Source organism: Amycolatopsis echigonensis, assembly GCF_002846615.1.
GTDB lineage: Bacteria > Actinomycetota > Actinomycetes > Mycobacteriales > Pseudonocardiaceae > Amycolatopsis > Amycolatopsis echigonensis.
Genome location: NZ_PJMY01000003.1, coordinates 4,729,326 through 4,754,175, shown reverse-complemented (window position 1 = coordinate 4,754,175; position 24,850 = coordinate 4,729,326). Strand labels below are relative to the sequence as shown.

The 24,850-nt window shown below is 70.5% G+C and carries 28 protein-coding genes and 3 riboswitches; of the genes, 12 read left to right on the top strand and 16 right to left on the bottom strand.

Features of this window, described 5'->3' with window-relative positions; translation table 11 throughout:
* Positions 1 to 29: 29 nt before the first annotated feature.
* The 4 genes from ATK30_RS47780 to ATK30_RS46380 are packed head-to-tail and all read right to left on the bottom strand — an operon-like array spanning position 30 to position 2,360.
* Positions 30 to 167, bottom strand: coding sequence for an FAD-dependent oxidoreductase (locus ATK30_RS47780; RefSeq protein ID WP_235079086.1), 138 nt, complete (start codon positions 165 to 167; stop codon positions 30 to 32).
* Positions 164 to 1,252, bottom strand: a complete 1,089-nt coding sequence (gene arsB, locus ATK30_RS27715) for an ACR3 family arsenite efflux transporter (RefSeq protein ID WP_037359899.1) — start codon at positions 1,250 to 1,252, stop codon at positions 164 to 166. The genes ATK30_RS47780 and arsB overlap by 4 nt, the downstream gene beginning before the upstream one ends.
* A 33-nt stretch (positions 1,253 to 1,285) precedes the next feature.
* Positions 1,286 to 1,690 carry an arsenate reductase ArsC gene (locus ATK30_RS27710; protein ID WP_037359896.1) on the bottom strand — a complete coding sequence of 135 codons (405 nt, stop codon included), beginning with the start codon at positions 1,688 to 1,690 and terminating at the stop codon, positions 1,286 to 1,288.
* A gap of 28 nt (positions 1,691 to 1,718) precedes the next feature.
* A complete protein-coding gene (locus ATK30_RS46380) occupies positions 1,719 to 2,360 on the bottom strand; it encodes an arsenate reductase ArsC (RefSeq protein ID WP_051165952.1) in 642 nt (213 codons plus the stop codon).
* 112 nt (positions 2,361 to 2,472) lie between these two features.
* On the opposite strand from ATK30_RS46380, the gene ATK30_RS27700 reads away from it, so the two are divergent.
* Positions 2,473 to 2,883 carry an ArsR/SmtB family transcription factor gene (locus ATK30_RS27700; protein WP_063695767.1) on the top strand — a complete coding sequence of 137 codons (411 nt, stop codon included), beginning with the start codon at positions 2,473 to 2,475 and terminating at the stop codon, positions 2,881 to 2,883.
* Between the two features lie 26 nt (positions 2,884 to 2,909).
* Here ATK30_RS27700 and ATK30_RS44770 read toward each other — a convergent pair whose 3' ends face one another.
* Together ATK30_RS44770 and ATK30_RS27695 are read right to left on the bottom strand one after the other, a co-directional pair.
* Positions 2,910 to 3,161 carry a hypothetical protein gene (locus tag ATK30_RS44770; RefSeq protein WP_143271432.1) on the bottom strand — a complete coding sequence of 84 codons (252 nt, stop codon included), beginning with the start codon at positions 3,159 to 3,161 and terminating at the stop codon, positions 2,910 to 2,912.
* A 17-nt stretch (positions 3,162 to 3,178) separates the two neighbouring features.
* Entirely contained in the window at positions 3,179 to 3,733 is a 555-nt protein-coding gene (locus ATK30_RS27695) for a Chromate resistance protein ChrB (protein WP_037359894.1), read from the bottom strand.
* 94 nt (positions 3,734 to 3,827) lie between these two features.
* Here ATK30_RS27695 and ATK30_RS27690 point away from each other — a divergent pair, with 94 nt between their 5' ends.
* The gene (locus ATK30_RS27690; protein WP_051165938.1) at positions 3,828 to 5,051 is read left to right on the top strand and encodes an MFS transporter; all 1,224 of its coding nucleotides are present in this window, start codon (positions 3,828 to 3,830) and stop codon (positions 5,049 to 5,051) included.
* Positions 5,052 to 6,303: 1,252 nt separating this feature from the next.
* Positions 6,304 to 6,648 (top strand): HEAT repeat domain-containing protein, encoded by a 345-nt coding sequence (locus tag ATK30_RS27680; protein WP_101438011.1) that lies wholly within the window; start codon positions 6,304 to 6,306, stop codon positions 6,646 to 6,648.
* 72 nt (positions 6,649 to 6,720) lie between these two features.
* On the opposite strand, the gene crcB (ATK30_RS27675) is transcribed toward ATK30_RS27680, so the two are convergent.
* From crcB (ATK30_RS27675) to ATK30_RS27660, 4 genes are all read right to left on the bottom strand, one after another.
* On the bottom strand, positions 6,721 to 7,089 hold the full coding sequence (gene crcB / locus ATK30_RS27675) for a fluoride efflux transporter CrcB (protein ID WP_037359887.1): 369 nt from the start codon (positions 7,087 to 7,089) through the stop codon (positions 6,721 to 6,723).
* Positions 7,086 to 7,427 (bottom strand): DUF190 domain-containing protein, encoded by a 342-nt coding sequence (locus ATK30_RS27670; RefSeq protein WP_101438010.1) that lies wholly within the window; start codon positions 7,425 to 7,427, stop codon positions 7,086 to 7,088. The genes crcB (ATK30_RS27675) and ATK30_RS27670 overlap by 4 nt, the downstream gene beginning before the upstream one ends.
* A gap of 2 nt (positions 7,428 to 7,429) precedes the next feature.
* The gene (crcB, locus tag ATK30_RS27665) at positions 7,430 to 7,924 is read right to left on the bottom strand and encodes a fluoride efflux transporter CrcB (RefSeq protein WP_341867363.1); all 495 of its coding nucleotides are present in this window, start codon (positions 7,922 to 7,924) and stop codon (positions 7,430 to 7,432) included.
* 172 nt (positions 7,925 to 8,096) lie between these two features.
* Positions 8,097 to 8,462 carry a DUF190 domain-containing protein gene (locus tag ATK30_RS27660; RefSeq protein WP_037359883.1) on the bottom strand — a complete coding sequence of 122 codons (366 nt, stop codon included), beginning with the start codon at positions 8,460 to 8,462 and terminating at the stop codon, positions 8,097 to 8,099.
* A gap of 196 nt (positions 8,463 to 8,658) precedes the next feature.
* Positions 8,659 to 8,721, top strand: a riboswitch (Fluoride riboswitch).
* 111 nt (positions 8,722 to 8,832) lie between these two features.
* On the opposite strand from ATK30_RS27660, the gene ATK30_RS27655 reads away from it, so the two are divergent.
* The 9 genes from ATK30_RS27655 (at position 8,833) to ATK30_RS27615 (ending at position 17,943) form a co-directional block, all read left to right on the top strand.
* The gene (locus tag ATK30_RS27655) at positions 8,833 to 9,795 is read left to right on the top strand and encodes a respiratory chain complex I subunit 1 family protein (RefSeq protein ID WP_244194741.1); all 963 of its coding nucleotides are present in this window, start codon (positions 8,833 to 8,835) and stop codon (positions 9,793 to 9,795) included.
* Entirely contained in the window at positions 9,795 to 10,487 is a 693-nt protein-coding gene (locus ATK30_RS27650; RefSeq protein ID WP_183124309.1) for a hydrogenase, read from the top strand. Before ATK30_RS27655 ends, ATK30_RS27650 begins: the two co-directional genes overlap by 1 nt.
* A gap of 4 nt (positions 10,488 to 10,491) precedes the next feature.
* Complete coding sequence (locus tag ATK30_RS27645; RefSeq protein ID WP_101438007.1) at positions 10,492 to 11,952, top strand: proton-conducting transporter transmembrane domain-containing protein; 1,461 nt, start codon at positions 10,492 to 10,494, stop codon at positions 11,950 to 11,952.
* On the top strand, positions 11,949 to 13,409 hold the full coding sequence (locus ATK30_RS27640; RefSeq protein WP_101438006.1) for a hydrogenase large subunit: 1,461 nt from the start codon (positions 11,949 to 11,951) through the stop codon (positions 13,407 to 13,409). The genes ATK30_RS27645 and ATK30_RS27640 overlap by 4 nt, the downstream gene beginning before the upstream one ends.
* Positions 13,410 to 14,183, top strand: coding sequence for an NADH-quinone oxidoreductase subunit B family protein (locus tag ATK30_RS27635; RefSeq protein ID WP_101438005.1), 774 nt, complete (start codon positions 13,410 to 13,412; stop codon positions 14,181 to 14,183).
* Positions 14,180 to 16,219 (top strand): proton-conducting transporter transmembrane domain-containing protein, encoded by a 2,040-nt coding sequence (locus tag ATK30_RS27630; RefSeq protein WP_101438004.1) that lies wholly within the window; start codon positions 14,180 to 14,182, stop codon positions 16,217 to 16,219. Before ATK30_RS27635 ends, ATK30_RS27630 begins: the two co-directional genes overlap by 4 nt.
* A gap of 17 nt (positions 16,220 to 16,236) precedes the next feature.
* The gene (locus tag ATK30_RS45110; RefSeq protein ID WP_158242506.1) at positions 16,237 to 16,500 is read left to right on the top strand and encodes a DUF2180 family protein; all 264 of its coding nucleotides are present in this window, start codon (positions 16,237 to 16,239) and stop codon (positions 16,498 to 16,500) included.
* A 182-nt stretch (positions 16,501 to 16,682) separates the two neighbouring features.
* Positions 16,683 to 16,976 carry a DUF3040 domain-containing protein gene (locus tag ATK30_RS27620; RefSeq protein WP_101438002.1) on the top strand — a complete coding sequence of 98 codons (294 nt, stop codon included), beginning with the start codon at positions 16,683 to 16,685 and terminating at the stop codon, positions 16,974 to 16,976.
* Positions 16,977 to 17,319: 343 nt separating this feature from the next.
* The gene (locus ATK30_RS27615; RefSeq protein WP_101438001.1) at positions 17,320 to 17,943 is read left to right on the top strand and encodes a phosphatase PAP2 family protein; all 624 of its coding nucleotides are present in this window, start codon (positions 17,320 to 17,322) and stop codon (positions 17,941 to 17,943) included.
* An 18-nt stretch (positions 17,944 to 17,961) separates the two neighbouring features.
* Here the strand turns inward: ATK30_RS27615 and wzt are convergent, their stop codons facing one another.
* The 6 genes from wzt to ATK30_RS27585 all read right to left on the bottom strand — a co-directional run bounded on the left by wzt (position 17,962) and on the right by ATK30_RS27585 (position 24,652).
* Complete coding sequence (gene wzt / locus ATK30_RS27610) at positions 17,962 to 18,840, bottom strand: galactan export ABC transporter ATP-binding subunit Wzt/RfbE (RefSeq protein ID WP_101438000.1); 879 nt, start codon at positions 18,838 to 18,840, stop codon at positions 17,962 to 17,964.
* A complete protein-coding gene (locus ATK30_RS27605; protein WP_158242505.1) occupies positions 18,827 to 19,246 on the bottom strand; it encodes a phosphatase PAP2 family protein in 420 nt (139 codons plus the stop codon). Before ATK30_RS27605 ends, wzt begins: the two co-directional genes overlap by 14 nt.
* Before the next feature lie 99 nt (positions 19,247 to 19,345).
* Positions 19,346 to 21,022, bottom strand: a complete 1,677-nt coding sequence (locus ATK30_RS27600) for a dynamin family protein (protein WP_158242504.1) — start codon at positions 21,020 to 21,022, stop codon at positions 19,346 to 19,348.
* Positions 21,019 to 21,489, bottom strand: coding sequence for an NUDIX hydrolase (locus tag ATK30_RS27595; RefSeq protein ID WP_037359862.1), 471 nt, complete (start codon positions 21,487 to 21,489; stop codon positions 21,019 to 21,021). The genes ATK30_RS27600 and ATK30_RS27595 overlap by 4 nt, the downstream gene beginning before the upstream one ends.
* Before the next feature lie 47 nt (positions 21,490 to 21,536).
* A riboswitch (Fluoride riboswitch) is annotated at positions 21,537 to 21,601 on the bottom strand.
* Positions 21,602 to 21,650: 49 nt separating this feature from the next.
* Positions 21,651 to 23,129, bottom strand: a complete 1,479-nt coding sequence (locus tag ATK30_RS27590) for a MutS-related protein (protein ID WP_037359860.1) — start codon at positions 23,127 to 23,129, stop codon at positions 21,651 to 21,653.
* Entirely contained in the window at positions 23,126 to 24,652 is a 1,527-nt protein-coding gene (locus ATK30_RS27585; protein WP_037359858.1) for a MutS-related protein, read from the bottom strand. The genes ATK30_RS27590 and ATK30_RS27585 overlap by 4 nt, the downstream gene beginning before the upstream one ends.
* Positions 24,653 to 24,681: 29 nt before the next feature.
* Positions 24,682 to 24,743, bottom strand: a riboswitch (Fluoride riboswitch).
* Between the last annotated feature and the right edge of the window lie 107 nt (positions 24,744 to 24,850).

Below are 24,850 nucleotides of genomic sequence, written 5' to 3'. Positions count from 1 at the left end.
GGCGCTGTAGCGGGCCGGGGAGAACAGCCTCAGCGACTCCCACCCGTGCCGCCCGGATCGGGCTGCGCGTCGAGGATGACGAAGTCCAGGCCGGCGCGGCGCAGGTAGAACCCAGCGGCGAGCCCGGCCTGCCCGCCGCCGACCACTGCTACCTGGGTGCGGTTCACGTCCGGGATGCGTTGGTGCGCCAGCGTTTGCGCAGCCACAGGCTCACGTACACGAGCGCGACCAGCACCGGGACCTCGATCAGCGGCCCGACCACGCCGGCGAGGGCTTGGCCGGAGGTCACGCCGAACACGCCGATCGCGACGGCGATGGCGAGTTCGAAGTTGTTGCCCGCCGCGGTGAACGCCAAGGTCGTGGTCCGCGCATAGGACAGGCCCGACGCTTTGCCGAGCAGGTAGCCGCCACCCCACATCAGCGCGAAATAGGCCAGCAGGGGCAGGGCGATCCGGGCGACGTCGAGCGGACGGGAGGTGATGTTGTCGCCCTGCAGCGCGAACAGCACCACGATCGTGAACAGCAGCCCGTACAGCGCGACCGGCCCGATCTTCGGCAGGAACTTGCTTTCGTACCAGTCGCGGCCGCGGGTGCGTTCGCCGATGCGCCGCGACAAATACCCGGCCACGAGCGGGATGCCGAGGAAGATGACCACCGACAGCGCGATCTCCCACGGGGAGAAGGAAACGCTCGTGGTGTCGAGGCCGAGCCAGCCGGGCAGCAGCTCGAGGTAGAACCAGCCCAGCACCCCGAACATGATCACCTGGAACACCGAGTTCAAAGCGACCAGCACGGCGGCGGCCTCGCGGTCGCCGCAGGCCAGGTCGTTCCAGATGATCACCATCGCGATGCAGCGGGCGAGCCCGACGATGATCAGCCCGGTGCGGTACTCGGGCAGGTCCGGCAGCAGCAGCCAGGCCAGGGCGAACATCAGCGCCGGGCCGACGATCCAGTTCAGCATCAGCGACAGCACCATCGTGCGCGTGTCCCGGGTGACGGTGTCGAGCTTGTCGTAGCGGACCTTCGCCAGCACCGGGTACATCATCAGCAGCAGCCCGAGCGCGATCGGCAGCGACACCTGCCCGATCTTCACCGCGTCCAGCACGGACTGCAGGCCGGGCACGACGCTGCCCAGGCCGAGCCCGGCGGCCATCGCCACGATGATCCACACCGGCAGGAACCGGTCCAGGAACGAGAGCTTGTGCAGGACGTCGCCATCGGCCGGGGCGGTGTCGTCGGCGGTCTGTGTCACGATTCTCCTTGCGGCAGAACAGGTGTGAAGGAATCAGGCGTCGAGCAGTTCGGCGAGCAGGCCGCGGACCCGGCGGTCGATCTCGTCGCGGATCGGGCGCACCGCCTCCACGCCCCTCCCGGCCGGGTCGTCCAGCGCCCAGTCGAGGTAGCGCTTGCCCGGAAACACCGGACAGGTGTCGCCGCAGCCCATCGTGATCACCACGTCCGACGCCTCGACGTCGGCGGTGGAGAGCTTCGTCGGGATCTCCGCGGTGATGTCCAGGCCCCACTCGGCCAACGCCCGCGCGGCGGCCGGGTTCACCTGCTCCGCCGGCTCCGACCCTGCCGAGCGGACCGCGACCCGGCCCAGGCCGTGGTGCGCCAGCAGCGCCGCGGCCATCTGGGAACGGCCGGCGTTGTGCACGCACACGAACAGCACTTCCGGAACACGCGACACTAGGATTCCTTTCTCGGCAACGGAAAAATCACGGAGTCAGCTCGTCGAGCAGGCCGCGGACGCGGGCGTCCATATCGTCGCGGATGCGCCGCACCGCCGCCGGCGGCTGCCCGTCCGGGTCCGGCACCGCCCAGTCCAGATAGCGGCGGCCGGGGAACACCGGGCACGCGTCACCGCAGCCCATCGTCACCACCACGTCCGCCGCCCGCACCACCTCGTCGGTCAACGGCTTCGGATACGCCGACGTCAGCGACACGCCCAGCTCCGCCAGCGCCGCGGTGACCGTCTCCGGGATCTCCCGCGTCGGCCGCGACCCGGCCGAGCGCACCGCCACCCGGCCGAACGCGTGATGGTCCAGCAGCGCCGCCGCCATCTGCGACCGGCCCGCGTTGTGCACGCACACGAACAGCACCTGCGGCACCTCCACCCGCAACAGCCCCGACGCCCGGCCCCGGTCCAGCAGCCGCTCGCGCGCGAACCGCGCCGTCAGCGCCGGCAAATGCGTGCGCACCGTCGCCGACTCCGACAACAGCGCGTACGACTCGCGCACGAACCGCGCCACCGCCTCCCGCTCGAACGTCCCGCGGAACCGGTCCGCCAGCTCGTCCACGATCCGCTCGACCTGCGCGTCCGCGTCATGCACGGGCAAGCCGCCAGCAGGCAGCACCATCACCCACACCCCTTGGATCGACTTCTCTCAATCCAAGTGAACTCGATTGCATCGAACTTTGTCAATCCAGCAGGTATGGTCGACTACGGCACACGAACCGACGGGAGGACCCATGGCGGGCGAACACCGGCACAACCGCACCCCGGTCCCGGTCACCCTGCTGCTGGCCGAACCCGCCGCGGCCGTCACCGACACCGACGCCCACCAGGCCGCGGCCCTGTTCAAAGCCCTCGCCGACCCGCTGCGCATCCGGCTCGTGTCCCTCATCCGCTACTCGCCCGGCGGCGAAGCCTGCTTCTGCGACCTCGCCGAGGAATTCGCCATGCCGCAGCCCACCCTCAGCCACCACCTGCGCGTCCTCGTCTCCGCCGGACTGCTCACCCGCGAACGCCGCGGCACCTGGAGCTGGTACCGCCTCGTCCCCGAACCCCTGGAGACCCTCCGGGCACTGCTGGACACCGGCGGCCCGCTCGTCGACCAGATCGCGCCCGTCGCGGATACCGATCGCAACAAACGGTGCTGATCACCTCTCGCTGTCAATGCCCGTGGTCATCCTCCTGACATCGGCTCGTCGCCTTGCAGGCCAAGAGTCATGGCGCAACTGTTGCCGGTCGCGGCACGCGTGCCTCGGTGTACGACTGCGATTCCGGCGATCGCGAGCAACGCCCCTGCTGGTGCGCTGGCACGGAGTGCGGTGACGACTCCGCTTTCGGGCGCCAGCAACAGGATCGCAGCACCGGCCAGGACGACGTGCTGCCAGAGCTGAGCCAGGCTGAATGCCATCAGAACGGCCCGCGGCACCCGCCAAGGCGACCCGATCAGTGTCCGTCGGCGTCCGACGCGTACACCTTCGCCGCGTACTCCTCGAGCACCCGCTCACACCGTTCCAGCGCCCGGAGCGTCTCGGCGCGGCCAGGCGCGGCGAGGACGTCCCGTTCGGTGACCTTCGCCAGCCAGTTCCGCAGCTTGGTCAGGTCTTCCTCGTTCTCCTCGAGTTCCGCGTAGGTGAAGTGCTCGGCGGCGGTTTCCTTCTCGATTTCGGCCAGGAAGTCCTGGCACTTGTCGACGATTTCCTCGTACTCGTCGTCGCGAGCGGCCTGGAAGGTGGCGACGATGTCCGCCTGCCCGACGAGCGCGGTGCTCGTGAGCAGCTGCGCCGTTCCGCCCATTTCCACGATCTCGTGGCGCAGCTTCCGCAGCGCGCGTTCCGCTGCCGGTGCGGCCGGGAGAGTGGCGACGGAGTTCTGGAGATAGACGGCGCCGAGTCCTTTGAGGCGGCGCCACACCGTGGCTCGCAGGCGAGTCGGTTCCGGCGGGACCCGGTAGATCAGCAGCAGCCAGCCACGGGGGGCGTTCGTCTTCTGGTCGGGCACGGGCTCAGTCTGCCCGATCGTGCCGTCGCGTGCTGATGCGTAACGGCGGTTACTTTGCTACCGTAACGCGGTCGTCTTGAGGCGGTGGCGCGGTATGGCCGATAAGGCTCGCGGGCGGCGGTTGTCCGCCGGGTTGAAGTTCGTGCTGATGGTCGGCGTGATGAGCTTCTTCGCCGACTTCACCTACGAGTCGTCGCGCGCGGTCATCGGGCCTTTCCTCGGGCTGCTCGGGGCCGGTGCGCTGGCGATCGCAGTGGTCACCGGGTTCGGCGAGCTGCTCGGGTACGGGCTGCGGGTGGTGTCCGGTCGCGGGGCGGACCGCACCGGCCGGTACTGGCCGATCACGATCAGCGGGTACGTGTTGCAGATGTCGGTGGTCCCGTTGCTGGCACTGGCCGGAAGCTGGCAGGTCGCCGCGCTGCTGGTGATCCTCGAACGGGTCGGCAAGGCGATCCGCAATCCGCCGCGGGACGCGATGCTGTCCCATGCCGCGAAGCAGATCGGGTACGGCTGGGGTTTCGGCGTGCACGAGGCGCTCGACCAGTTCGGGGCCATGTTCGGGCCGCTGCTGATCGCGTTGGTGCTGGCGAGCAGCCGGCACGACTACCGGCTCGCGTTCGCCGTCCTCGCCGTGCCCGCCGCGATCATGCTCTGTCTGCTGGGCGTAGCGCGGCTGGTCTACCCGCGCCCGCAGGACCTGGAGCCCTCGACGGCCCCGGTGCAGGCGCACGGGTTCCCGCGGCGGTTCTGGCTGTATCTGGCCGCCGCGGCGCTGGTCGCGGCGGGCTTCGCCGACTTTCCCGTGATCGCGTTCCACTTCCAGCAGGCAGGCGCCGTGTCCGCCGACCTGACGCCGATCTTCTACGCCGTCGCGATGGCGGTCAGCGGCGCGGGATCACTGCTGTTCGGGCGGCTGTTCGACCGCTTCGGGATCGGCCTGCTCATCCCGCTGACCGTGGTCGCCGCGGCCTACGCGCCGCTGGCGTTCCTCGGCGGCTTCTGGCCCGCGCTGATCGGCATGTGCTTGTGGGGGCTGGGAATGGGCGTGCACGAATCGATCATCCCGGCCGCGGTGGCCCCGATGGTCCCGGCCGACCGGCGGGCCTCGGCCTACGGTCTGTTCACCGGCGTCTACGGCGTCGCGTGGTTCGCTGGCAGCGCGGCCATCGGTGCGCTGTTCAGCGTGTCCCTCACGATTGTGGTGCTGTTCTCGGTCGTGGCGCAGCTCGCCGCCGTCCCGCTGCTGATCCTCGTGCGCCGCAGGCACGAAGCATCGGACGGAACTTCGTCTGCGCCGCCTCGGCCAGCGCCGGGTTGAGTTCGACCTGGTGCTCGCCGGCCGGAGTGCGCACCGTCAGCCTTTCGCCGCTCGCGTCGAGGCCGGCGATGTGTTCCCGGGCGACAGCAAGGAGATTCACCCCGTGCCGCAGCGGCGCCCGGCCGGTCACGTGCCGCAGCACCACCAATTCGTACCGGGTCAGCACCACCTGCGCGGCGGGCCGGGTCCGCCGGTGCCGCCACCACCGGCCGCGAACCGATTCCGCGGCCGCCGACAGGCACCGCGGCGGCCGGGGGTCGCCGAGGCCGACCAGCAGCGAGTACGGAAGCTCCTCCCACTGGACGTGCTCGCCGGTGGCGGACATCGTCGACGCCCCGGTGCTCGCGAGCGCGTGGGCCCGCAGCCGGGTCAGCAGGTCGCCGACAGCGGGCCACGCGGGCGAGCGGTAGTGGATCGTCAGCTGGGTGCGGGCTCCGGTCAGTACCAGGCAGCCGTGTTCGCCCGCCAGCAGGTGCTCGGCGGCGACCAGCTCGGCGTAGGGGATCACGCCCACCACGCGGGGGTAGGGCAGATCGTCCACCCACTGCGCCACCCCGCGCGGGCCCATGCCCACGACCTGGTCCGGGACGCAGACCAGCCCGTCGGCCGCCGGTCGCGTCGCGGACGGCAGCACCAGCAGGTCGCCCGGGCGCGGCGGGCCGACGAGATCGGCGAGGTCCTCGGCCGCGTCCACCGGGAGAAACCGCGCGGACGACGGCCGGAAGGACCGCGCCGGGCCGCCGCCGAGCTCGGCGAGGTCGCGTTCGACCGGGATCTCCCACGGAGCGCACGGCGCGTCGAGGGAACTCACCGGCACCGCCCGTTTCGCGAACATCCCGACTCCTTCGCCAGCCCTCTCATGATAAGCCCGCGAGCACGCGAACAGATTCGCCGAACGTGTCCGCTTCGGCGACCGAGCCTCCGGCGCGCACGACGGTCCGCTTTCCCGTTCGCGACAGACCCATCCGACAACCCGCCCGCCGACCGCGACGACGTGGATGACCGGGCTCTCCGGGGAACCACCGGGTGCTGGCCACCGCCTGGTGCGCGCGAGCCGTTCGGCGGCCTCGTCCTGGGGGACGCGCCATTTTTCGCGGAGGCGGTGCGCTCTGCTCCGCGGGCTACCGGCGGCTGAGTGCCGTATGAAGCAGGCGCGGGGTGCGGCGAACTTCGTCACAGGGTCCCGCCCGTCCAGCCGGACGACGCGAGGAAGACCGGATGCCGTGGATTTGCCAGATGAACCAGTGCGACCGTGCTGGGTGCCTCCCCCGCGAAGGAGCCGCTGTGTGCCGTCGTGGCCGCCGACCTCGACTACGTCGACCGTCTGCTGTGGACGCTGCGGCACCCGCTGCCGGAGCGGCGGATCATCGCCGCCGAAATTCTGGGCGCCCGCAAGGAACACCGTGCTCTCGGCCCGCTGCGCACGCTGCTCGCCGAAGGACCCGACCCGTACCTGGCCACCGCCGTCTTGCAGGCGCTGGTCCGCATCGGCGGAGTCGGCGCGCACCGCGATCTGCTCGACAGTTACGCCTCCTGTGGCCCCGCACCCGCGAGACGGGCGGCGCTGAGCCTGCTGGGCCGTCCGCTGCCCGGATGACCGCCGGGTCGAGATCCGTTCGGCGCCGAGCCCGGAAGGAGACTCGGTCAGCGGTAACCCGTATTGCCGGGTTCAGCCCACCAGGGCGTGCAAGACGGTGTATCCGATCAGCGCCGCGCCCAGCCCGGCGATCACGCTGATGATCACGTTCATCGCGGCGTAGAAGTACAGTTTTTGCTCCAGCAGCCGCACCGTTTCGTAGCTGAAGGTGCTGTAGGTGGTGAGGGCGCCGCAGAAGCCGGTGCCGATCAGCGCCAGCAGCGGTGCGGGCAGCGCGGTTCCGGCTCCGGCGAGCCCGCCCAGGATCAGGCAGCCGGCGAGGTTGACGCTGAACGTGCCCCACGGGAACAGGCTGTCGTGCCGGTTCTGCACCGTGCGGTCGGTCAGGTAACGCAGCGGCGCGCCGACCATCGCGCCGACGAACACGAGCACGGCGGTCATGGGCGGCGGACTCCGTCGGTGCTCAGCACTTCGACCTCGTCCAGCAGGACGGCGCCCTCGCTGATCAGCTCGTCCAGTTCGGGCAGGAACGCGCGGATCTTGTCTTCCCGGTCGACGATCAGGATCGTGATCGGGAGGTCTTCGGACATGCTCAGCAGCCGGGTGGTGTGGATCATCGCGTGGATCCCGTAGCCCTCGCAGCCGCGCAGCACGGTGGCGCCGGCCAATCCGGCGTCCCGGGCGCGTTCGACGATCACCCGGTGCAGCGGCTTGTGGTGCCGGACGTCGTCCTCGCCGATGAAGATCGACATGCGCAGGGCGTATCCCGTGAGCTGCATGATCAGACCCTTTCTTCGGGTTGACGGACGAGACTGGTCACGGTCCGGGTGAGCCAGACGGCGGCGATCACCGCGAGCAGCGCGCAGAGCAAAGTTCCGGCCAGGTAAGCGAAAGCGAGCCCGACGGTGTCCGGCTGCAGCAAGCCGCGCGTCTCCACCGCGTAGGTGGAGAAGGTCGTGAATCCGCCGAGCACGCCGACGCCGAGGAACGGCCGCACGAGCCGGTGCGCGGGCCACACCTCGGTGATCAGCACCATCAGAACGCCGATCAGGAAGCAGCCGGCGACGTTCGTGCCGAAGGTGGCCCACGGGAAGCGGCCGGGCGCAGTGGGCAGCAGCGTGGCCAGGCCGTAACGGGCCAGCGCCCCGAGACCACCGCCTGCCGCGATGACGACGAGCACCAATCCGTGCGTGCGGAAGAGTTCCCGGCGCTGTGCCGGTACTTGGAGATCGACATCCGGGTCGATCGGGTCGGTCACGTCGACCTCATTGCTCACGCACGCCTCCTGCTTGTCCTGGGCACGACACTGGTCAAGCAGGGACTGTTGGCGGCGGGCAGAGCCGCGGTTCTTCCGGGCTGACCCCGAAGCGGCGAGCCCCACCGCCGCAGCTCCAGTCTAGCCGAGCCGGCGTCCGCGGGCCCGCGGGCTGTGCCGGGTTTCACCCGCGTCAGCTCACGGACCACCAATGCGACTGCTTCGGCGCGGATTCGGTGTAGCGGATCGTTTCCACTTCGTCGACCACGATCAGGCCGCTGATTTCGAGGTCGTCCAATTCGGACAGGAACGCCCGGATCTTCTCTTCGGAGTCCACGATCAGCACCAGCAGCGGCAGGTGCTCGCTCAGCCGGAACACGTGCTGGGTGTGGATCCGCGACGACACGCCGTAGCCCTCGAAGCCGCGCAGGACGCTCGCGCCCGCGAGACCGGCCTTGTGCGCCCGGTGCACGATCTCCACGTATGTCGGCTTGTGGTGCCAGATGTCGCCGTCGCCGAGGAAGATCGACAGTCGCAGCGCCCTTTTGGTGATCTTCACAGCGGCCCTCCTGGTCCGCGCGGCAAGCATCGGCCAGGAAGCCATCAGCCTCGGCGGAGGCGGTTCGGGCACACACGAGCCCCGGCGGGATCCATCGCCGCGTCCAGTACAACCGCTCGGGGACCCGGCGGTCAAGAACCCATCCGGGTCCGCGGCGGCGCACGGGCTTGCGCGACGTCGCCGTGGTGGTCACACTGGGAACACAGGCGATGGGGCTCGCCTTAACCGCGGATCCTCCGCTAATGGCCTCTACCGCACCACCTTCGTGTTCGCACGCTGGCAGGCCGGTAGAGGAGGTCCGGGTGGACGAGGATTCCGAAGGCTCCGCAGTCCCCGATCATCAGCTCGCTCCCCGGCCCGGGGAGCGATCGTGAACCCGCCGGTGCCGATCCCCCTCGTGCAGCTGGCGCAGGCGCTGACTGTGCTGGTCGCCGCGCCCGGGGTGTCCGGCGTGATCGCCCGGGTGGAATCGCGGCTGCAGGGGCGGCGGGGCACCCGCGTGCTCCAGCCGTACTACGACCTGGGCAAACTGTTCCGCAAGGAATCCCTGGCTCCGAACGGAGCGAGCTGGGTCTTCCTGGTCGCGCCGATCGGTGCGATGGCGTGCTACCTGACCGTGCCGCTGCTGATCCCGGTGCTCACCACGTTCCCGTTGCCGCTGGGGTACCTGGGCGACATCCTCGGCGGCGGGTTCGTGCTGGCGCTGGCCAGTTTCGCCATCGCTGTCGCGGCCGCCGAAACCGGTTCGCCCTACGCGCAATTGGGCGCCAGCCGGACCAAGACCTTCGGGGCGATCACCGAGCCGGTGGTGCTGTTCGTGGTGTTCACCGTCGCGCTGGTGACCGGAACCGACCTTCCGTACGCGCTGGCCGAAACCGTCCGGTCCTCGGCCGAGCAGATCGTACGTCCCGCGCACCTGCTCGCCGCGGCCGCGCTGCTGCTGGTGATCCTGGCCGAGACCGGCCGGATCCCGGTGGAGACGCACACCGGGACCAACGAGTTCGGCATGATCGAGGAAGCCCGGGCGTTCGAGCACTCCGGCCCGTACCTGGCGATGCTGCGCTGGGGATCGGCGATGAAGCAGCTGATCCTGTTCACCATCCTGATCAACGTGTTCATCGCCCCGTGGGGCCTGGCCGCCACGCCCGGGATCGGGGACGTGGCGCTGGCGATCGCCGCGCTGCTGGGCAAATGCGTCGTCCTCGGCGTCCTGATCGCGGTGATCGACAACTCGTTCGCGAAGCTCCGCCTGTTCAAGATCACCGAATTCGTCGCGGCCGCGTTCCTGCTCGCGGTGCTGGCCGTGTTCACCCTCTACTTCGGAGGCGGCTGATGAACGTGCTGGCCGCGGATCCTGCCGCCGTCGCGCCTCCCGGAGTGTATGCCGGGGTGGCGAACGGGCTGGCGGTGCTGGTGCTGCTCACCGAGTTCGCGATGCTGCGGACCGCGTTGCTGCGCGCGCAAGTCCGGGTGTATGCCGCGCAGTCGCTGCTGGTGTCCCTGCTCGCGGTGGTCGTCGCGGTCGTGCGGGACGTGCCGGAGCTGTACGCCCTGGCGGCGTTGTCCTTGGCGCTCAAGGTGATCGTCGTGCCGTGGCTGGTGCTGCGGATGCTGCGCACGGCGGGCACCGAGATCGCCGGCAGCGGCGCGCTCGGCGTGGCCAGCGAGGTGCTGCTGGCGGTCGCGGTGGCGGCGTTCGGGTTCTTCGCGACCGGGCGCTTCCAAGTCACCAGCCCCGCGCTCCCGGAAACCGCGCTCGCGCTGTCGGTCGCGGTGATCCTGGTGGCGTTCGTGCTGATGATCGTGCGCCGTGACGTGGTCTCGCAGGCGATCGGGTTTTTCTCGCTGGAGAACGGAGTTTCCCTGGCCAGTCTCGTGGTCGCTGCCGGGATGCCGTTGATCCTCGAGGTGGCGTTCCTGTTCGACCTGCTGGTCGCGGTGGTCGTGTTCGGGGTGCTCATGCAGGTCCACCACCGCCGATCGGAATCGCTGTCCACCCGCGACCTCACGAAGCTGAGGGGGTGAGGCTATGCCGGTCGTCCTCGTCCTGCTGACCGCTCTCCCGCTGGTGTCCGCCCTTGGCGCGCTCCCGGCCCGCGTCCGGGCGAGCGAGACGCTGAGCCTGCTCACCGCGCTGGCTAGCCTCGGCCTCGCCGTCGTGCTGGTGCCCGCGGTCGTGCGCGGGCCGGTGCAGTTCGGGATCCTCCGGGCCGACGCGGTGTCGGTCGTGTTCCTGCTCGGCACCACTTTCCTCTACGCCGCGACCGCGGTGTACTCGATCGGCTATCTCCAGTCCGAACGCGACCGTCCGGGATTCGCCCGCTACGCCCGGAGATTCCACATCGGACTGAACCTGTTCGCCTGGTCGATGATGTGCGCGCCGCTCATGGACGGCCTCGCCCTGCTGTGGATCGCGGTGGAGATCACCACCGTCGTGTCGGCGCTGCTGGTGGCGCTGGACGACACCGACAACGCCGCCGAAGCCGCGTGGAAGTACGTGCTGCTCGCCTCCGCCGGTCTAGGCATCGGGCTGCTCGCCACGATTGTCATGTACTACGCCGGCTCCACCGTCCTCGGCTCGTCCTACGACGTCGCGTTCGCGCCCCTGCTCACCGCCGGGAAAACCTTGCCGCACAACGCCGTTCAGCTGGCGTTCGTGCTCGCCGTCGTCGGGTTCGGCACCAAGGTCGGGCTCTTCCCGGTGCACACCTGGCTGCCGGACGCGCATTCCGAGGCGCCGACGCCGGTCTCGGCGATGCTGTCCGGCTCGCTGCTCGCGGTGAGCTTCTACGCGGTGCTGCGCTATTACCAGGTCGCCGCCGGCACGCTCGGCTCCGGCTTCCCCCGAACGGTGCTGCTCGTGTTCGGCGTCCTCACCCTGCTGCTGGCCGCGCTGTACCTGCTGGAGCAACGCGACCTCAAACGGCTGCTGGCCTACTCCAGCGTCGAGCACATGGGCATCCTCACGATCGGCATCGGGCTCGGCGCGCCCTTGGCACTCGCCGGAGTCCTGCTGCACGTGGTCGCCCACGCCGCGGCGAAAGGCAACGCCTTCTTCGGCGCCGGGGTGCTGGTCCGCAAGTACGGCACCAAGGACACCGGCACCATCCGGTCCTGTTTGGACACTTTGCCGTGGACGGCGCCGCTGTTCCTGTTCGCGATACTGGCGTTGTCGGCGATGCCGCCGTTCGGGCTGTTCCGCAGCGAGTTCCAGATCGTCGCCGGCGGGCTCGCCGGCGCCCACGACACGGTCACCGTGGTCCTCGTCGTGCTGGTCACGCTGGCTTTCCTCGGGCTGTCGGTGGCGACGACGCGGATGCTCTTCGTCCGCGGCGGCACCGAGCTCCCGGTGCGCGGGGAGCCGAGTGCCTGGATGGTCGCGCCGATGGTGGCCGGGCTGGTGGTGCTGATCGTGCTCGGCGTGCACCCGCCAGCGGACTTCGCCGATCTCCTGGCCCGCGGAGTGGCCGAGCTGGGAGGCGGGACATGAGCCGGGAGGAGATCTTCGCCCGGATCGGCGACGGGGCGCGGTTCGCCGCCCTGATCGGCGACGGCGACGTCACCGAAGGCGTGACCCTGCACGTGCTGCTGGCCCGGCCGGGCGGCATCGACGTCGTAGACCTGCGGCTCCCGCCCGGCACCGGCGCTTATCCCGCGCTGACGCCGAGGATTCCCTCCGCGTTCTGGTACGAGCGCAAGCTGCATGACTTGTTCGGCGTGGTCCCGCAGGGCCATCCGCGGCTCGACCCGCTCGTGCTGCCGCACCCGGACGACAACGAACCCCTGCCCAGCCCCGGCGCCGCGTTCCACCCGTCCCACGTCGAGCCGGACGAGCGCGCGCTGCCCAGCCACGTGATGGGCACCGGCCTGTTCAGCCTCCCGCACGGTCCCGTCCGCTCCGGGGTGTTCGAATCGGTGGAGTACGTCGTCGAGACCCCGGGCGAGGACATCCCGCACGTGAACGTCCGCCCGCACTTCAAACACCGCGGCCTGGAAGTGCGCTTCGAAGGAATGGCCCCGAATCACGCGGTTCTGCTGGCCGAACGGGTCGAGGGAATCGCCTCCGTCGCGCATGCCCTCGCGTTCTGCCACGCCGTCGAGGAACTCGCCGATGCGCAGCCGCCGCTGACCGCACAGCTGGTGCGCGCGCTGCACGCGGAACTCGAACGCATCGCCAGCCACCTCGACGTCGCCATGAAACTCGCCGACGCCGCCGGCCTCGCGGTCGCCGTCGCCCGCTTCGGCTGGCACAAGGAGCGCACGCTGCGGCTGGTGTCCGCGTTGTGCGGCAACCGATTCGGCCGCGGTGTCGTGATTCCCGGCGGAGTACGCGCGCTTCCGATGCTCGGCCGCGAAGACCTCCGGTCCCGAATGGACGCTCTCCGCCGCGCCGTCTCCGCCGACGCCGAGGCGTTGATGCAGACCGCGTCGTTCCTCGACCGGCTGCGCGGAACCGGGCCGCTGGACGAGGATTTCGCCCTGGAGCACGGTCTGCTCGGCCCGGTCGGACGGGCCGGCGGCACCGGCGACGACACCCGGTGGGACCGGCCCTACGACGCCTACCCCAAGCTCAGCCGCACGCCCGGGCCGCGCCGCAGCGACGGCGACGCGATGGCCCGGCTGCGGGTGCGGTGGGACGAGGTCGCCGAGTCGTTCGACCTGCTTGCCCAGATCGTCGAACTGCTCGGCGACCGGCCCGACGAGACGCTGGCCGCCCCGGTCGGCCCGGTCGCCGGTCAGGCGGTCGGCTGGGCCGAAGCACCGCAGGGCGAAGTGCTGTACTTCCTCGACGCCGAGCGCGACGGGCGGCTGCGGCGATGCGCGCCGAGGTCAGCGTCGTTCCACAACCTCGCCGTGTTCTCCCAGGCGTTCCACGGCGACATCCTGACCGATTTCCCGTTCATCGAGGCCAGTTTCGGCCTCTCCATAGCCGGGGTGGCGATGTAGATGCCTTGGGTTTTCCGCGGCTTGCGCGACGGGATCGTCACGACCGGACACCCCCGGCGGCCCGACGCCGACGACGTCCGCTCGATCGCCCGCACGGTCGGCGAAACGGCCTGGGACCCGGGGCTGGACGAGCTGTGTCCCACCGGCGCGATCCAGGATGACCACGGCCGGGTCCGGCTCGACCAGGGCCGGTGCATCGGGTGCGGTGCCTGTGTCGCCGCCCGGCCCGACCGGTTCGGCTGGCAGGACGGCAACGACGTCGCCCGGCTCTCCCGGGAAGCCCTCGTGGTGCCCGAACTGGCCGAGACCGATGCCGAACTGCGCCGTCTTCGTGCCGCGTTGTCCCGGCGCACCAGGGCATTCCGCCGGTCCGTCCACATCAGACACGTCGACGCGGGCTCGGACGGCGCCGAGGAATGGGAAGTACTCGCCTTGCTCAACCCGGTCTACGACGTGCACCGGCTGGGGATCTTCTTCACCGCCAGCCCCCGCCACGCCGACCTCCTGCTCGTCACCGGCGCCGGAACGCACGGGATGGCCGCGCCGCTGGCCCGCACGCTGGAGGCGCTGCCGCGTCCGCTTGCGGTCATCGCCGTGGGCGCCGACGCGATCAGCGGCGGCCTGGTCTCGCCCTCCTACGCCACTGCCGGCGGCATCGGCGACCTGCTCCCGGTCGACGTGTGGGTGCCGGGGTCGCCGCCGAGCCCGTTCCGGCTGCTGCACGCGATCCTGCTGGCCACCGGCCGGCTGACCGGGACGAGGCGAACGCGATGACGGCCGTCCTGATCGCCGCGCTCGGCCTGCTCGGCCTCGCGCTGCTGGCCGATCTGGTGCTCGGCGTCCGGCACGCTTGGGCCCGCCCCCTGCCTTATCTGCTCGGCGCCGCGGCCGCGACCCTGCTGACCATCGTCGGCGCCGCCGGGCTCACGGGGCACCCGATCCGGCTGAGCCTCGACGCGTTCCTCGGCTTCGGCGCGGCCGACCTGACCGTCGACCGGCTCTCCGCACTGTTCCTCGTAATCAGCTTCTCCGTCGCCGTCCCGGTCTCGCTGGCGTGCGCGGACTGGGCGGTCCGGCCGCACCGCGTCCGGGCAAGGGGCCTCAGCTGCGCCTATGCGCTCGCCTTCGCGTCGATCGCGGTCATCGTCACCGCCGACCACGTGTTCGTGTTCCTGTTCGCCTGGGAGACGCTGACCGTCGCCTTCTACCTCATGACCGCCCACCAGCGCGGCTGCACCGCGACACCGGCGATCGTCACCATCGCACTCGGCAAGGTCAGCGGCGCGGCACTGCTGGTCGGCCTGCTGCTGCTCGCCGCCCAAAGCCGCAGCTTCTCCTTCCCCAGCTTCACGACGCTGCCGCACACCGGCGTCCGCGACGCGGCCTACGCCTTGCTGGTGCTCGGTTTCGCGGTCAAGGTCGGGCTGGTCCCGGTGCACGTGTGGATGCCGCGCGGCTACCGCGCCGCACCGGGACCGTTGCGCGCGGTCATGGCCGGAGTCGCGGTGAACGTCGGGTTCTACGGCCTCTGGCGGACCCTCGCGCTCCTGCACCAGCCGCCGCCCTGGCTCGCCGTCGTCGTGCTCCTGCTGGGCGGCGCGACCGCGCTGCTGGGCATCGCGCACGCCACCGTGCAAACCGATCTCGCCGAGGTGGTCGCCTACTCCAGCGTGGAGAACGCCGGGCTCATCACGGTCGGCTACGCGGTCGCGATGATCGGCGCCGCCGCCTCGATGCCGCCGCTGATCGCGGTCGGGCTGCTCGCCGCCACCCTGCAAACGATCGCGCACGCACTGGCCAAATCGTTGTTGTTCACCGCCACGGCCGGGATCGAGGACGCGACCGGCACGACCGAACTCGACGACCTGCGCGGCGTCGGGCACCGTCTGCGGTTCTCCGGCACGGGGCTGGCGATCGGCGCGCTCACCCTCGCCGGGCTGCCGCTGACTGCCGGGTTCGTGTCCGAGTGGTTCCTGTTGGAGGCGCTGATGCAGCAGTTCCGGCTTGGCGCGCTCGGCTACACCCTGCCGCTCGCCGTCACCGGCGCGCTGGTCGCGCTCACTGCGGGCTTCGCCGCCGTCGCTTTCGTGCGCATCGTCGGGCTCACCGTGCTCGGCCCCCGCGGACCGCGCGACGCGGAACTGGCCCGGGACACCGGCCCGCTCGGCAAGCTCGCCCTCACCGCCCTCGGCGCCGGCTGTCTGGCGGTCGCCGCCGTCGCGCCCCTCCAGGTGCGGGTCATCGCCGCCGGGCTCGGCCCGATCGTGCCCCGCGACGCCACCGGGTCCGCGATCAAGGGGCCCTGGGTGCTGCAACCGGTGTTCCCCGGCTTCTCCATCCTCTCCCCGTCCTGGCTCGCCGTCGTGCTGCCGGCGCTGCTGGCCGGGGCCGGACTCCTGTGCCTGGTGTTCGCGCGGGGCCGCATGTTCGCCGTCCGCCGGGTGCCCGCGTGGCGTTCGGCGACCGGCGGGGTCGAAGGCGAGAACCAGTACAAACCCTTCGCCTTCACCAACCCGACCCGCAAGGTCCTGGCGAACGTGCTGCTGACCCGCGCCGAACTGCGCACGGTCGAACGCCAGAGCGGCGGCCGGGACGACGACCCGCGCCCCGACGCCGCCGGCGCCCACCTCGGCTACACCTCCGACGTCGTGGAAGCCGTCGAACAGTTCCTCTACCGGCCGCTGCTGCGCCCGCTGCGCGCCGCCGTCCGCACCGCCAAACGCCTCCAGAACGGACGGCTCGACGCCTATGTCGGCTACCTGCTGATCGCCTTCGTCGCCGTGCTCGCCCTCGTGCTCATCCTCGCCTGACCAGAAAGGACAACCCCGTGCACTGCCTCGACTGCTCTCTCGCCAATGAAACGCGCCCCGCCGTGGGAATCTGCACCACCTGCGGCGCCGCGGTCTGCCGCGACTGCGTCCGCGTCGGCCACAACTCCGTCCCGCACTCCACCGGCTTCAGCTCCGCAGACCTGGCCTTCACCGAAATCCGGCAGTTGGCCTGCCTGCCTTGTGCCACCGCGTTGTCCGCCCGGCACGCCCGCGAGTACGGCTTCGCGCCGCCGACTCTCCCGCCCGTCGAAACGCAGTAGACTCCGCCACGCGCATCAGCGCCCGGCGGTGGGGCTCGCCGGACCCAACCGCGGCCGTGCGCCGCCAACAGCCCCTGCCTGGTCCGACGATCGCTGCGATCACACAGGCAGGGAGGCCACGGGTGGCAACTCTGGTCATGCTCCGCGGTTTTGCGCCCCTCTGCTACGACGTGTAGCCGGCCATGGCACTGCGCGATCACGAACAACAGCAGCTCGACGAGATCGAGCACGAGCTTGTCCGGGAAAACCCGCGGCTGGCCCGGCGCTTCGCTGCGTTTCACCCGGTGCGCCTGTCCACGCTCGCCGCTGCCGCCGCGGGTCTGCTCACCCTGCTGGCCACCGAGCTGGTGATCACGGTCGTCGGGATCGGCATGGGCTCCCCCGGGCCGATCGTGGTGGGCGCTCTGCTCACCGCCTTGGTCCCGGCGACGCTCATCCGGCACTTCACCTGCGGCTGGAAGCAAGGCAACAGTTAGGTCTGGAAAATAACGACAGTTAGCATCCCCAAGATCGGTGCCCCTGCCGCCGCACGCTAGCCTGACCGCTTCCCTGAACCGGCGACCTGCGAGGACGGCAGCACGTGAGCATGATCGACATCGCTCAGGCGATCGTCCGGGACCGGTCGCCAGCCGCGATCTCGCACCTCAACCAGGAGCGATGCCGCCTGCCGAGGCCGCGCGCCTGCCGGCAGGCGACCGCCCGGACCCCATCCCGCTACGATGACGAGAATCTACAACCATGTAGATGAAGACGGAGGAGTCCGCCCCCCGTCGCAAGCACCAGCCCACCGCTCGCCACTGCCCAGAAAGACCACCTGCCATGGCTCCCAGTTCCCCCTTCCGGCTCGCCTTCGACGGCTCGACCGTCGACGGCTCGTGGTTCACCTCGGTGACCGACTTCGCGCGGCACACCGCCTGGCTCAACGCTCCGGCCGAAGCCTGGACCCAGTACGGACTGGGGGTCTTCGCCGTGCTGATGATCGTGGGCTGGTGGCAGGCCCGGCGCGCGGACGCGGCCACGATGACCGCCGCCCTCGTCGCCCCCGTCTGCGTTCTGGTCGCCTTCGTCGTCGCCGAGGTCGTCAAGTCCGGCGTCGCCGAACTGCGGCCCTGCCGTTCCCTGCCGAACGCCTTCATCGTCGAAGCCTGCCCCGCACTCGACGACTACGCCTTCCCCAGCGGCCACTCCACCGTCGCCGCCGCCACCGTCGCGGCCCTGTATCTGGTCAGCCGCCGGCTCTGCGCCATCGCCGCCTTGTTCGCCCTCGCGGAAGGAGCCTCCCGCGTCTACGTCGGCGCGCACTACCCGCACGACGTCGCCGGCTCGTTCGTCGTCGGTCTCCTCGTCGCCCTCGCCGCCAGCGTCGTCCTGCGCCGGGTGGCCTCCGGGTATGTCGAGACCCTGCGCACCGGACGCCTCCGGCCGCTCCTGGCGGTCAGCTGACCGATTCCTATCGGCTGGTCACAGATCCTCGTGCAGCACTTCTCCCGGAGTTTCCCGGTCCGGGGCGACGACACGGGGATGCACAAGCTGAAGGACACGGTCGGCGGCGATCGGATCGTCGGCGGCCCGGCGCTGCTGGGGTTCAGCGTCCGCCCGGCCTGAGCTACCCGTGTAGGCGCGCACCACGTCTGTCGCGGGGCCGGCTCGCACGATGCGCCCGGAGTCCAGCCACAGCGCCGAATCGCAGAGGTCGAGCAGGAACTCCTCGGTGTGCGAGGCGAACACCAGCAGCCCGCAGCGCGCGACCAGGTCGTGCAGCCGTGCCCGGGCGCGTTCGAGAAAGTCCGCGTCGACCGCGCTGATGCCTTCGTCCAGCAGCAGGATCTCCGGGTCGATCGACGTCACCACGCCCAGCGCCAGCCGCACCCGCATGCCGGTGGAGTAGGTGCGCAGCGGCATCCGCAGGTAGTCGCCGAGTTCGGTGAAGTCGGCGATCTCGTCGATCCGGGCCCGCATCCGGCGGCGGGTCATGCCGAGGAACATGCCGCGCACGACGATGTTCTCCAGTCCGGAGATTTCCGGGTCCATGCCGAGGCCGAGGTCGAACACCGGCGCCACCCGGCCGGTGCGCCGCGCGGATCCGCGGGTGGGTTCGTAGATCCCGGCCACCAGCCGCAGCAGGGTGGACTTGCCCGCGCCGTTGTGCCCGACCAGCCCGACGCGGTCGCCCTCGGCCAGCGAGACGGTGATGTCCCGCAACGCCGTCACGATCGGCACTTTCGCCCCGGTCCGGATCGTCCCGCCGGCGGAGGTGAGCACGCGTTTCTTCAGCGAGCGGGACTTCGCGTCGAAGATCGGGAACTCCACGAAGGCGTGGCACAGCTCAACGCCGGCCATTCCGGCGCCTCCCGCCCGAGAGCGCCAGTGCCGCCGCCGCGAATGCCCAGCCGGCCAGCACGTCGGTGGGCCAGTGCACGCCGAGCACGATCCGGCTGATCCCGACGGCCGCCGCGACCGGCACCGCGACGATTCCCGGCCGGCGCAACAGGTTCACGGCGACCAGACCCGCACCCAGCGTGCCGAGAGTCGTGTGCCTGGAAGGAAAACTCGGGCCGGACCATTCCGTGCGCCACAACCGTTCCGGCGGACGCGGCCGGTCGATCAGATCGGCCAGGCCGCGTCGCAGTGCAGCCGCGACCGCGAGCGTGACGATCGGCGCGGCCCGCCCGCCGGATCGCGTCAGGAGGCACGAGGCGCCGACCGCGGCCCAGGCGACCGGAGTCTCCCCGAGCGTGGTCACCATCTGAGCGCACCGCACCGCGGACCGCGGTGTCTGCCCGTGGACCCATTCCAGGACCTGGAGTTCCGTCTGCCGCCAGCGCGCACATCCGATCATGGCGGCTCACCGTGCCGCGGCGCTGAGGACGGTGGTGTCAAGCTCGCGTACGGCCTGGTCGAGCACGCTGATCTGCTCGCCGAGTTCGTCGAGCTGGACGTCCGGACCGGCACTCTCCCGGCGCGCGGCTTCGGCGAGTCCGCGTTCGAGTGCGGCGAGCTGGGCCCGCCAGATCTCCGCGAGCGCGCGTTCGGTCCCGCATGCGTTGTCCTGCAACCAGTCCTGCAGCGCAGAGCGGGCGCGCCCGAACGGCCGGGGCACGGCATTCGCCGCCCAGTCGACCAGGTGACGGTGCAACCGCTTGCGGCGGATCGCTGCCGGCAGGCGGTGTGCGAGTGCCGTGGTGACCAGTTCCCGCCAAACGACCTCCGGGCCGAGTTCGAGTACCGGCAACCGTGGCGCGGCAGCGGTTTCCGGCATCGGCACCTCGTCCAGCCGGATTCCGAGCACCTCGGCCGCGGCCTGCCGTGACCGCGCGAGATCCGCAGTCAGACCGGACAACGCCTGCCGGGCGCCGGCGTGCATGGCCGTCTCCAACTCCGCGCCCAAGCGGTTGAACCACTCCGCGCAGCGCCCGGCCGCCAGGTCGCCGATCCGGTGCCGGACGAGATCTGCTGCGGTCTCGGGGCGCGCGGGCTGTTCCGGCAACGCGGCCCCCAGCACTTCCCGCGTGGCCGCACGCGCCGCGCCGACCGCACGCTCGTGTGCGGCATCCAAGTCTGCCCGCGCCCGCCGCGCCGCACCGTGCAGATGGTCCACGGCGGCCGTTTCCGCGACCCGGGCGTTGTCGAGTATCGCCCGCAGGGCGCGCACCGCACCCGCACTGTCCTCAGTGGACCGTCGGATCAGCTCGTACTCGATCCGCAGGCCGTCCAGTACCGCGGTCGTTTCCCGGCGCAGCGCACGCGCGGTCGAGGACACGACGTCCGCTTCGCCGCAGCGTGCGATCCGTTCCCCGAGCCACGCGACCAATTCCGTCGGCGCGCCGGTGCGCAACGAGACCGGCAGCACCGGGACGTCCGAGCCGAGCGGTCCGGCGACCGCGGCCCGGGTGAACGCGACGATCTCGGCCAAATCGCCGGGCCGCACCAGGTCGGTTTTGTTGACCAGCACCGCCGCGGCCGCCGCGGTCGTCATCACCTCTGCGGCCAGCGTCAGCTCAGCCTGCGAGACAGGCGGATCGGCGGCCACCACGAGCACGGCGAGGTCCACGCTGTCGCGCGCCCGCGCGGCTTCCTCGGTGTTGGCCTGATGTACAGATCCGGTGCCGGGCGAGTCGACCACTTCGGTGCCTGCTGGGAGACAGGCCGACGGCGCTGAGATCCGCACGGTGTCCACCTGCCGGACGTTGCCGGGGTTGCCGCGTTCGCTGACCAGCTCGGCGACCTCGTCCAGCCCGATCGGACGGCTGCGGCCGTCGCGGTAGCGGACCTCGGCATCCACAGTGGACGCGACGGTGACGGTGGTCGCGACCGACGTCACCGGCAGTGCGCCGGTCGGCAGCAAGTCGCGGGCGAACAGCGTGTTCACCAAGGTGCTCTTGCCGCGCTTGGCCTCGCCGAGCACGAGCACCCGGACCTGCCCGGACAAGGCACGGGACACCGCGTCGTCCACCACTCGCGCCCGTTCGACCGGGAGATACCGCCGGACCAGGTCGGCCAGGTTCGCCAGCGCGGCAGTCACGACGATCGCCTCGCCTCGGCCGGCGCCGGGCGCCACACGTTGCCCAGGTAGGCGGCAGTCCGCTGCGCGCCACCCGCATGGAAGCCGCGCAGATACCCGCCGATCGGAGGCCGCAGCTCCAGCGACAGCACGTGTTCCAGCCGCACGAACCGCGGCACCAGGCCGTCCTCGACCCCGTGCGGCTCGGCGTCCGGGTCGTCGGTCTCGGCGTGCAGCACGATCTCGACCAGGTGCTGGCCGTAACGCGAATTCGTTGCCTCCAGCACGAACGCGACGCCCGTCGGCGTGACCGCGAGACCGGTCTCCTCGCGCACTTCGCGGCGCACGCACGCGCCGACGGACTCCCCGTCCTGTTGCGTGCCGCCGGGCAGCACCCAGTCGGTGATCCGCTGGCACAGCAGGACGTGGGCGTCGCGCAGGATCAGGCCGGTGCAGCGCAGGTTGACGGGTTTGGCGTCCAGCCCCATGGCTTCCTCCTCGTCCGGTCGCCCGGCAGAATGCTGCGCGGACGCGGTCGCGGGTAGAAGCCATCAGCGCCGGACGGCGCGAATCACGGCGAGCCCCATCGCCGGTCGCGGTGCCGAGCACCACGGACTGATCCACGGTAGCAGCCGAGCACGCGCGGTGCCTAGCGGTGACCGGCGAAGACGCGGCGATAGGAGTCCGCGCCGTAGCTGGTCGGCAGCGGTTCGCCTTCGGTCAGGGTGAACGTCCGCTCGCGCTCCGCGCGCAGGAACAGCATGTCGTCGCGGTGCTGCTCGCACAGGCTGTGGCCGAGGTCGTAGAGGTGGGTCACGAACAGGACTTTGACGCCTGTTTCGGTGAGCGCGCGGACCACCTGGCGAGCGAGTTCGGATCCTTCGGCCTCGTTGGTGGAGGCGAACGATTCGTTGCACAGCAGCAGGCCGCCGGGCCGGATCCGGTCGGCGATCTCGCTCATCCGGGCCAGCTCCTCGTCCAGCTTGCCCCGGGTCATCGTGTCGTCCTCCTCGCGTTTGAAATGGGTGAACAGGCCCGTGCACGTGTTCGCCCGCAAGGCTTCCGCCGCCGTGAACATCCCGGCCTGCAGCATCAGCTGCGCGGTGCCGCAGCTGCGCAGGAACGTGGATTTGCCGCCCTGGTTCGCGCCGGTGACGAGGACCAGCGTCTTGCCGTCGGCGTCGACGTCGTTGCCCACCACCTGTTCATCGGACCGCAGGGCGAGGCACACGTCGTACAGTCCGCGCGCGGTCAGCACCGGCTCTCCGCTCGGTTCCGGAGCGGGAAAGCAGACCGGTTTCCCTTTCGCGCGCAGGCGTTCGTGCAGGTTCAGGCAGCCGAGGCAGAAGGCGAGTTCGGCGCGCAGCACGCGGAAGAAGCTCTTCACGTGATCAGCCGATTGGGCCAGCGCGTTGGCCACGACGTTCACCCCGCGCCCTTGCAGGTCGCCGAGGGCCCGGGCACCGGCCTCGTCCCGCGCCGGCACGACGAACCCGTAGCTGGGCGGGGCGCTCGTGGTGATCCGCTCGATCCAGCTTCGTTTCGGCATCCGGTGCAGGCCGAACCGCACGCCGCGGTTCCCCTGTCCCAGCTCCGCGCTCATCAGCACGCCGCGGGGGAATTCGAGTTCCTCCAAGTGGTTCTCGGCCACGGCGAAGTAGTCGTCGTCGAGTTCCTCCCGCAGCATCGCGAAGAACCGGGCGAATCCCGGCGAGCGAAATTCGCCGCCGCGCTCAATCGCTTGCTGCCGCAGCTGTTTGAGGTTGTCCACGAGGAATTCGAGCGTTTTCACCGACCGGTTCAGGATGTGCTCGGGCGAGTCGCGGGAAAGGATCCCGAACCACACCTTCCGCTCGACCTGGCGCGCGTCGACCGCGATGGCGTAGAGGTCGCGCACGACCCCGGGATGGGCGACGCAGTCGGCGAGAACCTGCTGGCGATACCGGATCGCGTCCGGGTCGGTCAGGCTCGCGAACATGATTCGGGGCACGAGGTCGCGCAGGAAGTCGTCGCCGGCGGCCATGGCGTCGAACAGGGTCTCCAGTTCCAGATCCTGGACGAGGTCGTCCGGCGGCGGCGGGGCGTCGAGATCGGCGTCCTGGTCTCGGTGCAGCAGGAAGACTTTCATCGCCCGATCCGCCTTCGCAGGGTGTCGTAGGCTAGTCCGTATTTCTCGGCGATCGCCGCGGCGTAAGCGAGCCCGTCGGCCGCCCGCCGTTCAAGCCGGTAAGTGCGTTCGGCCGGATCGTCCGGAACGACCCCGCCGACCATGCTGACCGTCGCCTCGCCCAGCGACGCGAGATCGTCCACAAAGGTCACATACACCGTCAGCGCGCCCAAGTCGATGATGCGGCGCAGCACGTCGGTGCCGATGAACCGGGCGTCGTGCAGGGTGGTGGACGCGAAGCTCTCGTTCAGCACGAGCACGCTGTCGCTCGTCGCGTCGCGCAGGATGTCCCGGATCCGCACCAGCTCGTCGTCGAGCTTGCCGCGCAGGGTGATCGGATTCTCCTCGCGTTCGAAATGCGTGAACACCCGGTCCGGGAGGAACAGCCTGGCTCGCGCTGCGGGCACCGGGCATCCGAGCGCGGCCAGGTGCGCGAGCTGGCCGAACATGCGCGCGAACGTCGTCTTGCCGCCCTGGTTCGGCCCGGTCACCACCAGCACCCGTTCGGCACCCGACAGTCGGAAGTCGTTGCACACCAACGGGCTGTCCGGGACGAGCTTGGTGGCGAGAGCGAGGTCGAAGGCGTCCTCGGCGTAAATGTCGTGCGAGGTCGCCGAAATCTCCGGATAGCAGAACCGCAGACCGGTCGCCGACAGCCGCCGGATGTGCGCCAGGTAGGCGAGGTAGAACTGCACCTCGCGATCGAACCGGCCGATCGCGGCCGCCAGGTAGTCACGATGCCGTTCGCAGTAGTCCGCGAGAGCGCGGAACGCGCCCGGGTACAGCCGGGCCGCGCAGTCGAGAACCTGCGCCTCGATGTGGTTCATCTCCGGCGGCTCGGAAAACCGGACGAAGTAGTCCTTCACCGCGCCCTGTTTGAACTTCGCGAACGTCTTCTCGACCTCGCTGCTGTAGTCCGCGTCGTCGTCGAACCGGCTGACCTTGACTCGCGCGCCCTGGACGTGCACGCGGTACTTGATCCGCGCGAGCTGCTCCTGGAGATCACGCGTGTCGGCAAGCAATGCGTGAAAAGGTTGCGCCGCAAGGTATCCGGCGACGTGCTCGTGGATCGACCGCAGGCCGCGGGACCGGATCTCGACGCGGTCCAGCCCTTCCCGCAGCGCCGCGACCGCTCCACAGTAGACATCCACCGCGTCGAGGAACCACCGCTGCTTCTGCCGGGGATAGTGGATCTTTCCGGCCAGCGCCAGGCGCTCGCGCATGCGCCGCATCCGCTCGGCGAACTCCTCGACCACCTCGCGCACGTCGTCGCGCTGGAGGTCGCGGAACACTTCGTGCCGATACTCGACGGCAGGCGCCTCGTGCAGCGGCGCGGAGAAGAACAGGCCCAGGTCGTACTCGGCCCGCCCGGCAGTCACCGCGGACACCGCCTGGCCGAGATTCAGATCGCCGAAGAACGCGGGCTCGGCCGGTCTGCCGACGGTTTCGCCACCCGGGAACAGGACGCTCGGAGAACGCGCCATGCCGCACCACCCGCTTCCACACCAGCTCGGCACTGGTAGAAGCCATCAGCCGGGGGCGGCGGTTGCGGCGAGCTTCATCGCCTCACCCGAGCATACCCGAGCCAGCCCTCCGGCTGATCGCGTCCGGCGTCCGGCCGTGGCACAATCGCAGGCAGGTGATGGGGCTCACCACAACCGCGGCACGCCGCTAACGGTCCC